This window comes from Chryseobacterium sp. CFS15 (assembly GCF_031118795.1).
Taxonomy (GTDB): domain Bacteria; phylum Bacteroidota; class Bacteroidia; order Flavobacteriales; family Weeksellaceae; genus Chryseobacterium; species Chryseobacterium indoltheticum.
Genome location: NZ_JAVHYL010000012.1, coordinates 142,875 through 153,489, shown reverse-complemented (window position 1 = coordinate 153,489; position 10,615 = coordinate 142,875). Strand labels below are relative to the sequence as shown.

The window sequence follows — 10,615 nt, the reverse complement described above, 5'->3', positions numbered from 1 at the left end:
CATTGAATTTCAATTGGTTTCGGCAACCAAAGGTTGCCGAAACCTCTATTTATAGTATTTGAATTGGTTTCTTAAATTCGTCAATCGCTACAAAAGTAAAATCTCCTACAATTGCCTTTTCTCTTTCGTAAGAATACATTTGCTCGGTGTAGATCTCAACATTCACTTTCATACTCGTTTTTCCAACGTGCGAAACTTTTCCGATTAATTCCACAATCGTTCCTGCAGGAATTGGTTTTTTAAAATCAATTTTATCGCTGCTTACGGTTACCACTCGTTTTCTGGCAAATCTTGTTGCGGTAATAAAGGCAACTTCATCCATCAATTGCATAGCGGTTCCTCCAAAAAGGGTATCGTAATGATTAGTAGTATTGGGGAAAACGGCTTTAAAAATTCTGGTTTCCGATGATTGAATTCTTTCTTCTGTAGTCATATTTCATTATAAATTAAAGCGAAAATGAAATGATATTGAAACCAACAGAATTATTCAGGAACATGAAATTCCTGAAAACCTATAAGATCAATAAACTTCAAATCGCGAAAGTTTTTGTCTAAAGAAATAGGCAGGTCTCCTGACTTGTAACATCTTTATTCCTTCCCATGCTTTGCACAGTGGCTTTTTATAAAGACTTCGGTTACTTACAGTTGCGCGACAGTTCGTGATTTTCACACGATTCCCTTTTAATCTGCGGTTAAACAGAACCAGTTTCTCGAAAAATAGTAGCATAAAGCGATACGCCAAAAGCTAAAGACTTTTCGGTTGCAAAAATAAGAATAATAATAAGAATATTTGTAAAGAATTATTCAGGGTTGCTATAAATAATCTGGCTGATCGCTTTTCCTTCCTTAATGGTCCAGAAAGTCGTGTATCTGTGCTCTCCAGAACCATTAATCATATAAAGAAAAATATGATCATCATCGATTGATGTAACACCCATATTGTCAAAATCCATCGTTGGATTAAACATGTTTTTAATTGCTTCTCTCACGAAAACAGAGCCTCTTCCGGGCTGCTGTACACGAACTGATTTTATTTCCTTTAAATCTTCAGGAAGCTCTTTTCCAAGTCCCCAGGTTTTTTGTTTGTCTATTTTAACTATATTACCTTCCGCATCCTTTTCCTGTTTTTTGAATTTTGCGCTTGAAGGATAAATGTCAATCACCACTTTCGTTCGCTGAGCGGTTGGTATTTTCTGATTATTGTTGTCTGTAAAAGTGATCGATCTACCGTTTTTGGATAATACCGGAGTGAACTTCGGAAGCTGATCGATAAATGCAATACGGCTTTTGTTCACCATTCCTTCTTTATTAAGACTGTCGTATCGTACGAAAGGCTTTGGGAGCTCTTCTTTTTCAGGATATTTTATCCATATCCATTCAGTTTCTCCGGGAGCGGGTTTTACATACACAAAAACGTCTCCTTTTTTCATTCTGATTTTATCAACGATTTTACGGTAATCTTCTTTGTGTACACGCACCATTGCATAGCCTTCTTCGGCTTTTACAACACCAAAAGGAACTTTATTCTGAGCATTAACCAAACTAAAAGAGAAAATACAAAATACCGATAAATAGATTGCTTTGTGGATGAAAGTCATGATAAAAAGAATATTTATAGTTCAAAGATATAAATTAAATAGTTGTAGGAAGATAATTAAACCTTTTCAATTCTGTTAAATCTTTGATTGGCTTTAAATGAGTATCCGAAAGAAGAAAAATATTGTCTGAAATATCTAAAACGTCATGATATTGATGATCTGAAATGATAAAACCTTTATCAGTTTGTTGTTTGATAATTGTTTTTATTTCGGTTACTATTTTTGGCGAAAGGCTGTGAAAAGGTTCATCCAGTAAAACTACTTCAGCTTTGGAATAAATAATCAACAAAACTTCAACAATTCTGAGTTCGCCTCCGGAAAGTGTATTTGGAGTTTCATTTAAAAATGGTTGAATGAATTTTGATTGAGAAATTTTCTCATTATTTTCTTTAGCACAAAATAAATCAATAAGGTTTTTGATCTTTATATTCTTCGGTAAAAATGAATGTTGAGGTAAATAAGCGATTCTATTTTTCCTATCAGATTGATTCTTTAAAATTATATCGTTGAATTTTATATATTGAGTATCACCTTTTATCGTTCCAAAAATAATTTGAAACAAAGTTGATTTCCCAGAACCATTTCTTCCTAAAAGTCCAGAAATATTCCCGGTTTCACAGCTTAAATAAATGTCTTTTAAAATATCTTTTTTACCAAAAGACTTTGTAATACTGTCGATATGAAGCTTGCTCATAGAATAACAGAAATAAGTTTTAAAATAATACTAAAAGCAACTGTTATCATCCAAAGTGATATTCTTGAAAACCCAAAATTAGCATAGAAATGATATTCGTTTTTAAGTCTTAATTCATAAATGAAGTAATGCATTAACGGGAAAATAAATAAAAATCCAAAGCTGAAGGATTCAAAATTTATTCCTGCAGGAATGGATGTTAATAAAGAAAACAAAACTCCCGGAATAAGAAGTTTCCTGTAAAAAATCCACAATACTTTTAAATTGATAAGCATATTCAAAAATAGAAATAAAAAAGAGAGCAATATAAGGTTGCTCTCTTTTAGTTTAATTATTTAAAAGCTTTGCTTTTACATTACTTTTTTTAATCATGTTCCTCAGTTCTGAAATCTGGCTGTCGGAAAAGTATTTTTTCGGAACCATATTCATCGTTGTTTTACTTTGATAGATCAAAAGCCAATCCTTGGTTTCTTTAATCTTGTAGACTGTATTCCAGGCGAAATCGCCTTCGAAAGTTTCGCCCTTTGTCTGAACTTTTTCTTCAGTAAAAGTATAAATGATTTCTTCCTGAATTTTCTTGTTAGAAAAAAATGCATTCTTCAAACGGAAATAAGAACGGATGATGATAAAAACAAAAACAGCAGCAAACCAAATCGATGCAGATTGTAAGATATTCTGCGTATCATTTTCAGTATTATAAAGATTCAAAACCAAAAATATCAGGATAATGAAAGAGAAAATAATAATTCTCGGCAATGAACTTTTAATATTAAAATTCAAAAATTCCTTAAATGTAATATGAGTTTTTACAGTCATTTAAAAGTAATAATCAATAAAATATTTTGATAAATCGTCTGAATATTCAAGCTTAAGCGACTTGTTAGCAACTCTTTGCTTCTTAAAATATTAAAAGTAGAAGATAATCTTTGCGTTGAAAATTAGATCCTTTCCAATTCGTCTGCATCAATCATCGTCTTAAAAGTACCGTAATTTACCGTCACTTTATTTCTCGAGATTTTCTCAATTGTTCCCACACTCGTACTTCCGGTAATTCTCACGCGTTGCCCTTCTTTCATCCAGACAGCTCGGTCAGATTTACGTTTTTCCTCAATTTTTTCGTTGGTTTCCGTAATTTTTTCGATCACGTCTTCCTTCTTCAATTGTTGCGTAATTTTTCTTTTTACGACCTGCAGACGCTTAGATTCATCTTTGTCAGCTCCAATTTTTCTGAATTTTTCCTGCTCCAAGATCTTTACAAAATCTTTCACCACGTCTTTCCTCGATTTTCCTTTCACATAACTGTCGATAAAGGCTTCTATTTTGCTTCCAAACTGAAGTTTTCGGTGTTCATCTTCATATAATTTCTGGAAATTAAATAACTTTTGCTGCAGCTGCTCATTTAGTTTTTGCAAATTATCACGCTTGTCTTCCACCGATTCTTTTCTTTCGGCAAGATCGGTTTTTAGTTTTTCAACTTCGTATTTTTCCTGTTGAAGCTTTACAATCGTTTTATCTAAATTTACAATATCATGTTCCACTTTTTTCTTCGCAGAATGAATGATAAAACGTGGAATTTTATTCTTTTCGGCAACTTCAAATGTAAATGAACTTCCGGCTTGTCCGACTTCCAGTTTATACATTGGTTCTAAAGTTTCTTCATTAAATAGCATCGCTGCATTTTCTGCATTGGGAAGTTGTTCTACAACAAGTTTGATATTAGTATAATGCGTTGTAATAATCGCAAAACTTTTTTTGTCATAGAAAAACTCTAAGAAACTTTCTGCCAAAGCGCCACCCAGCTCAGGATCAGAACCTGTTCCGAATTCGTCGATCAGTAAAAGCGTTTCGCCATCAGCTTCACGGATGATTCCACCCATTTTCTTTAATCTTGATGAATAGGTCGAAAGATGATTTTCAATAGATTGATTGTCACCAATATCGGTCATTATCTTATCGAAGAAAAACATCTCAGATTTCGGATGTGTAGGAACTAAAATTCCGCTCTGAATCATTAGTTGAAGTAGCCCAACAGTTTTCAGTGTAATCGATTTTCCACCGGCATTGGGTCCGGAAATACAGATAATTCTGTTGTGCTCCGTTAAAGCTAATGTTTGTGGGAAAATAGTTTTGTTTTCTGCTTTATTTCTTAAAAACAATAAAGGATGGAAAGCATCTTTTAATCGTAAGGTTTTGTGACGGTTTATTTTAGGTAAAATTCCGTTGATTTGCTCAGCAAACTTCGATTTGGCCCTCGTTAAATCAAGATCGAAAATATACATCTGATATCTCCAAAGCTGAGGTTGAAATTCGGCCAACTCTGCCGTTAATTTTCTCAGAATTTTGTCGATTTCCTTTTTTTCCTCTTCCTGACTTTCCTTAAGTTTAAAATGATGTTTTACCACAGAATCCGGCTGCATATACGTGATAGAACCTGTTTTTGAAAGTCCTAAAACTCTTCCTGCAACTCTTTTTTTGTATGCTGATTTTACGGCTAAAACTCTTTGGTCGTCAATAATTGTTTCTCGAATATCATCCAGAAATTCACTCTGTCCGTAATTGAACAAAGCTCTGTTGAAATTTTCTGTAATTGCTTTTTTAGCATGCTGAATTTCAGTTCTCAACTCTTTTAAAATCGGGGAAGCTTCACTTTTCACTTCGCCAAAACGGTTGAAAACTTTATCAATTTTATCAATGATTTCCTTTTTATATTCAAGTGCAGAAACATCCTGAATCAAATTGGGGAAAGTTTCGGGCATCGTCGGAAAAAATTTCTGTAGTTTTCCGATTTGTTCCGTAAGCGTTTTTATTTTGATAAAAGCTACATTTTCCAATCGATAATTTTCGATCAGCATCAACTTTAGTTCATTTTCAATATCTTCATATTCGTCAAACGGAACCGCATTCGAACTTTCAAAACTTGATAGATATTCGGAAGTTTTTTTCAATGAAACTTCAGCTTCGTCAATGTTCATCGGACGAAGTTCAAGAATTTTATCTCTCGTTTTTGGAGAATATGCAAAAGGAGCAATTTCCGCGAGCAATTGCGGAAACTCTAATTCGTCTAAATCTTCTTTATTTATATACACAGTGCAAAGATAATTAATTTGGAAATGAATTAATTTGAGAATTTGAAAATGTATTTTAAATTTTAACCATTAAGGTTTTTATTAAGCAGTTAACAATATTAAGTTGATTCGCTTTTACATTTATCAGCTTTAAAGAAAATCTATTTGATTTCTTAATAACCTTAACTTCCTTAATGGTTCAGTTTTAAATATTAATTTCAACAAGGTTTTATTACATTTGAAATATGAGAATAGAAACCGAACGATTAATTCTTAAAGAAATCAATGAAAATCACGCAGAGGATATTCTGAAAATTCGGAGCAATGAAGAAATCAATAGATTTTTAAAGAGAAATCCACCACAAACGAATTATGAAGCACTGAGTTTTATTTTAACGATAAAACAACGAACTGCAAACAAAGAAACATTTTATTTGGGAATCTCTTTAAAAAATCAAACAAATCTTATCGGAACAATATGTTTATACCGATTTTCTGAAGACCGTAAAGAAGCCGAAGTCGGGTATGAACTGTTGCCTGATTATCATAGAAAAGGAATTATGTCTGAAGCTTTGAAAGCTGTTTTGAATTTTGGTTTTAATGAATTATATTTAGATGAAATTTTAGCTTTCACCAATAAATTCAATGAAAATTCAAAGTCACTTCTTTTAAAACATCAATTTATTTTGGAAGAGGGGAGAGCGGATGAAGGTTTTCCTGAGAATTTGGTATTTAGCCTAAGGAAAAATATGTGATTTTGTCATTTCTGACAAAGGAAGAATCTCAATTCTAATCATTAATTTTGCTAATAGATTCTTATTACGCTTTGCTTCATTCAGAAATCTAAGATTGAACGAAGTCAATGACAGTTTAGCATAAAAATTGAATTTTAAGATTAACCCGTTCTCAAATTTTAAATTGAAATCATGACCTGGACAGAAGTTTTAGCACCGATAAAAAGTACCGAATATTTTACCCAACTTTGGGAGAAAGTAAAACAGGAATATGCAAGTACAAAAGTATTCCCTCCAAAAAATCAGATTTTCAGAGCGTTGGAATTAACGGCTTTTGAAGATGTGGAAGTGGTGATTATTGGTCAGGATCCTTATCATAACGATTTTCAGGCAAATGGTTTGTGTTTTTCAGTTTCAGAAAAGGTAACGGCACCGCCTTCACTTAAAAATATTTTCACCGAATTAAAAGATGATATTGGTGTGGAGCGAACTTCAAAAGAATTAGACGATTGGGCTAAACAGGGAGTTTTGTTGTTGAATGCAACGTTAACCGTTCGTGCTCATTCTCCGAACTCTCACAAAGATTTAGGTTGGGAAAAGTTTACCGATTTTATCATTAAAGAAATTTCAGATAAGAAGGAAAATGTAGTTTTTGTTTTGTGGGGAGCTTTTGCACAGAAAAAAGCCGAATTGATCAATCCGGCTAAGCATTTTATTTTAAAATCTGCGCATCCCTCGCCCTTTTCTGTATACAGAGGTTTTTATGGAAGTAAACCTTTTTCGAAAATCAACGAATATCTGGCATCAAAAGGTAAGAAAGCGATCTCTTGGTAAGGTTGTAAGGTTGTTTTAATTATTTTCTTTACTGATCTCAATTCCTATTCTGTATTTTCCGGAAAGCGATTTTGCACTATTTTCTGACGTCGGATGAGGTGTAATTTCTTTTAAAGAAATGGTATATCCGTTGAATGATTGCGTTTTGTGATAATCTTTTCCCTTCACTTCTGTAGTTGAAAATTGAAAGGTCATTGGTCTGCTTGTGGTGCTCATCAATTCTACATTAGCAACGGCAACTCCCGCCCAGACACATTGTGTGCCTTGAGGACAACGGCTGTCTTCTGCAATATTCTTGAACGTTACATTCATTTGAAACTCTGGCAAGAATTTATTTTCTCCCTCGTTGAAGTAAATAATTTTGCCTTCGTTCTTGGTAGGAATAGTATTCACAACGGGTGTTTGATTGTTTACAGCTTGTTTTTTCGCTTCTTTCTGCGCATTGCAATTTATTAAGCTAATAAAACTTAGGCCAACTATTATATTTTTATACATTTCTATTTATATTACATTAACGATGTCTAAAATTACAACTAAAAACATTGCAATTCCAACGACTAAACTAAATCCTGTTCCGTAGATAAAGCCAATGAAAGCTCCTTTTGTTGATTTTAAAGCTTTATTCATGTCTTTACTGTCGTGTAAAAGTTCACCGATAAAAACTCCGGCAAACATTCCTACCAAAAATCCTAAAGGAATTGGAAGAAATATTCCGACAATGGTTCCAATAACCGAGCCGATGCTTCCCCAGCGTGTTCCGCCATATTTTCTATTGGTTTTTGCTGGAATTACATAATTTAAAACTGCCGAAGCAAGCGTCAGAATAACGAATGCCCAAATATAGATCATCGAAAGATCAGAATCTGTTCCGTATTTATAAATTAATAATCCGGCAAGACTTAAGACTAGCCCTGGTAAAACCGGTAAAAAAGTTCCTAAGATTCCCAGAATAAGCAAGACAATACTTAAAAACGTAATGATTGAATGATCCATATTTATTTTAATAAAAAAAGTGACTTAAAGCCACTTTTTATGTATCAATTTTTAAGCCGATTTATAGATTCAGAATAACGTACTGTAGAATTACTCCTGCGTTACCAATGTTTCCTGAAGCATGGTTGTGGAAACTTGTGTAATAAATGTAGCCACTGTTTGTAGATCCCGAACAAGGCCCTACAGTTGCCCCTAAAGCCACCAGATAAGGAACTGTAATGGTAGGGACAGAAATACTGATCTGGATATTTCCCGGAAGTGTAATACAAACGGTTGTAAATGTAGAATTGGGAGCATTACCAATTGGAGTTGCCGGAATTCCTGTTGCCGTAAAATGATTGGTTCTGATCATTAAAGCATTATTGGAGGAGGTTTCTTTTACTAAAACTTCCCAATACGCAGGATCGTAATTTGTGATTTTTTGCCATGAACTTAAATCAAAATCAATATTAACAGTATTAAATCCTAAAGCTGTTGATAATCCTGCATTGTTTACGGTTGCTGCAACTATTCCTGAAGTTCCTGTATTTTTTGAACATAACTTTGTGTCCGGAACAAATCCTCCGGCAAGCGAACAGTTGCTGGTATTGTCTGTTCCGCCAACCAAATAAGAAACATCCCAATCTGAAGCGTAGATACTTCCGCCGTTGGCAACAAAAACAGCTAAATTGGCATCTATTGCAGGATAAAGTGATTGATTCACACTGTAATTTCTTGAACCGCAGTTCAGAAATATAATATCATACTGAGCAATTGTATTGATGTTGGCAAGGTCTGCATTGGTGATCTCGGTAGCGTTATACCCTAAAGTCTGGATAATGTCTTCAATTTATCATAGGTTCCTTTTACATAGGCTATTTTTGCAACCTGATTTAGTTTAGTTTGGTCTGCATTCAGATTTACAGTTTCATTATTTTTTACGGTAGCTGCAATTTGGGTACGGAAATTACTACCGTCACCGGTTTGAATATGAATCGTTTGATTTCCGGCTGGAGCTTCTAAGGTAAAATTGCCGTCTGCATCAGAAGTGGTGTAGTAGATTTTGTATTTTTCATCAAAAGTAAAAACTGATGCTCCGCCGATGGGTTTGGTACCATTTTGGGACATCACTTTTCCAGTAAGTTTGCCGGTTTTGATAGTGTTATCAATTGTTATTTCGGCAGGTGTTTCAGAATCTGATCGGCATGATCCAAATGATAAAAGAATGATGAAGATCAATAGTAAGTTGAAGTTTTTCATAAGATTATAGTTTTGTGGTTTAGAATACTAAATTAATGAATTTATTGTTAATTTGATTTTATTATTAAATATATTTTATGTAATTGCTAGTCATATTTGTGTAATGTTATCAAAAATTCTTATTTGATTAGGGTTGCAGTAACTCTTAATTTTATTAAATTTGTTGTCAATGAAAGACGAAATAAAAGATACCAAGAGTTTTTTTCAGGAAATGAGCGAGCAACTTTACATTTACATCAGTAAGGTTTCTCCTACGGGGCTCGATTGGGTCTTTCACATCATTGTGAAACTAAGTTTGCTGGTGGCGATTTTTTTGTTTCTGGATTTTATTTTTAAAATCATCATCAATTATGTATTTCGACTTTTCCGAAATGAAAACCGATTTCCTATCTTAAAATCTATTTATCAATCTAAAATAACCAATTCAGTCGCTCATTTTACAGCTTTGGCGATTGTAGGTTCTATGCATGAGGCTATTTTTGTAGGAGCTTTAAAACAAACAACAATTTTCATTATCAGATCTGTAAATTTAGGGTTGGTTATGATCCTTGCGGGAATGTTGTACCGCTCATTAACGGCATTTAGAAACTATTTTACAATACAGCAGGATTATTACAAGGTAATGGCAATCAATGCGATTTCCGAAACTGTAAAAATTCTGGGAATATTCTTGTTTAGCATTGTGAGTATCTGCGTGGTTTTCGGGATCAAAGGAACTACAATTGTAGGAAGTCTAGGGGCGATTACGGCGGTTTTGGTATTAGTTTTCAGAGACACTATTTTGGGTTTTGTAACCGGTATTCACGTAGCAACTTCTAAAAGTTTAAAAGTAGGTGACTGGATCGGCATTCCTAAATACAGTATCGAAGGAAATATTTTGGATATCAGCTTGTTAACTACCAAAATTGCTAATTTCGATAAAACAATTTCATCAATTCCAACGTATGATTTGCTGACTACCGAGATTAAAAATCTTCAGGTGATGTCTGAATCGAATACCCGAAGAATTAAAAAATCTATTTTCTTTAATATCAATTCATTTAAATTTTTAAATCCTGAAGAGATTGAACGTTTAAAAGAAATCAATCTAATATCTGATTACCTGATCGAAAAAATTTCTGAAATCAATCATGAAAAAGAATCGATTGGCCATAGAGATAAAGTAATTAACGGAAGACAGCTCACTAATATTGGCGTTTTCAGGTACTACGCTCAGAAATATCTCGAAAATGATCGTGAAATAAATAAAGAAAATCCAATCATGGTACGTCAGCTAGAAATTACTACGCAAGGGCTTCCAATGGAAGTGTATTGTTTTACTAATGATTCAAATTGGCAACGTTTTGAGGAAATTCAGGCAGATATTTTTGATCACTTATTGGTTGCTTCAAAAGAATTTGATCTTCAAATTATGCAAATAGGATTTCCAAAATAAATATTTTTTATTACTTTAGCAAG

At 33.4% G+C, this 10,615-nt stretch carries 12 protein-coding genes and 1 riboswitch; of the genes, 3 read left to right on the top strand and 9 right to left on the bottom strand.

Going from position 1 to position 10,615, the window contains the following annotated elements; translation table 11 throughout:
• Positions 1–49 precede the first annotated feature (49 nt).
• The 5 genes from OH814_RS17630 to OH814_RS17610 all read right to left on the bottom strand — a co-directional run bounded on the left by OH814_RS17630 (position 50) and on the right by OH814_RS17610 (position 5,378).
• The gene (locus OH814_RS17630; RefSeq protein ID WP_074229813.1) at positions 50–433 is read right to left on the bottom strand and encodes an acyl-CoA thioesterase; all 384 of its coding nucleotides are present in this window, start codon (positions 431–433) and stop codon (positions 50–52) included.
• Positions 434–544: 111 nt separating this feature from the next.
• Positions 545–722, bottom strand: a riboswitch (cobalamin riboswitch).
• A gap of 78 nt (positions 723–800) precedes the next feature.
• Positions 801–1,598, bottom strand: a complete 798-nt coding sequence (locus tag OH814_RS17625; protein ID WP_228421438.1) for a hypothetical protein — start codon at positions 1,596–1,598, stop codon at positions 801–803.
• Positions 1,599–1,632: 34 nt separating this feature from the next.
• On the bottom strand, positions 1,633–2,292 hold the full coding sequence (locus OH814_RS17620; protein WP_308829066.1) for an ATP-binding cassette domain-containing protein: 660 nt from the start codon (positions 2,290–2,292) through the stop codon (positions 1,633–1,635).
• A gap of 327 nt (positions 2,293–2,619) precedes the next feature.
• On the bottom strand, positions 2,620–3,108 hold the full coding sequence (locus tag OH814_RS17615; RefSeq protein WP_115620011.1) for a YcxB family protein: 489 nt from the start codon (positions 3,106–3,108) through the stop codon (positions 2,620–2,622).
• 122 nt (positions 3,109–3,230) lie between these two features.
• Positions 3,231–5,378, bottom strand: coding sequence for a DNA mismatch repair protein MutS (locus tag OH814_RS17610; RefSeq protein ID WP_279194899.1), 2,148 nt, complete (start codon positions 5,376–5,378; stop codon positions 3,231–3,233).
• 224 nt (positions 5,379–5,602) lie between these two features.
• Between OH814_RS17610 and OH814_RS17605 the strand changes: the two genes are divergently transcribed.
• Together OH814_RS17605 and OH814_RS17600 are read left to right on the top strand one after the other, a co-directional pair.
• Positions 5,603–6,112 (top strand): GNAT family N-acetyltransferase, encoded by a 510-nt coding sequence (locus tag OH814_RS17605; RefSeq protein ID WP_308829065.1) that lies wholly within the window; start codon positions 5,603–5,605, stop codon positions 6,110–6,112.
• Between the two features lie 171 nt (positions 6,113–6,283).
• Positions 6,284–6,925: a uracil-DNA glycosylase gene (locus OH814_RS17600; RefSeq protein ID WP_308829064.1), complete on the top strand. Its 642-nt coding sequence runs from the start codon at positions 6,284–6,286 to the stop codon at positions 6,923–6,925.
• A 15-nt stretch (positions 6,926–6,940) separates the two neighbouring features.
• Here the strand turns inward: OH814_RS17600 and OH814_RS17595 are convergent, their stop codons facing one another.
• From OH814_RS17595 to OH814_RS17580, 4 genes are all read right to left on the bottom strand, one after another.
• Positions 6,941–7,420 carry a hypothetical protein gene (locus OH814_RS17595; protein WP_308829063.1) on the bottom strand — a complete coding sequence of 160 codons (480 nt, stop codon included), beginning with the start codon at positions 7,418–7,420 and terminating at the stop codon, positions 6,941–6,943.
• A gap of 6 nt (positions 7,421–7,426) precedes the next feature.
• Positions 7,427–7,918, bottom strand: coding sequence for a DUF456 domain-containing protein (locus OH814_RS17590; protein WP_123885842.1), 492 nt, complete (start codon positions 7,916–7,918; stop codon positions 7,427–7,429).
• A gap of 61 nt (positions 7,919–7,979) precedes the next feature.
• Entirely contained in the window at positions 7,980–8,621 is a 642-nt protein-coding gene (locus OH814_RS17585; RefSeq protein ID WP_308829062.1) for a hypothetical protein, read from the bottom strand.
• A gap of 101 nt (positions 8,622–8,722) precedes the next feature.
• Positions 8,723–9,157, bottom strand: a complete 435-nt coding sequence (locus OH814_RS17580; protein ID WP_308829061.1) for a carboxypeptidase-like regulatory domain-containing protein — start codon at positions 9,155–9,157, stop codon at positions 8,723–8,725.
• A 169-nt stretch (positions 9,158–9,326) separates the two neighbouring features.
• Between OH814_RS17580 and OH814_RS17575 the strand changes: the two genes are divergently transcribed.
• Positions 9,327–10,592 carry a mechanosensitive ion channel family protein gene (locus OH814_RS17575; protein WP_279194906.1) on the top strand — a complete coding sequence of 422 codons (1,266 nt, stop codon included), beginning with the start codon at positions 9,327–9,329 and terminating at the stop codon, positions 10,590–10,592.
• Positions 10,593–10,615 lie beyond the last annotated feature (23 nt).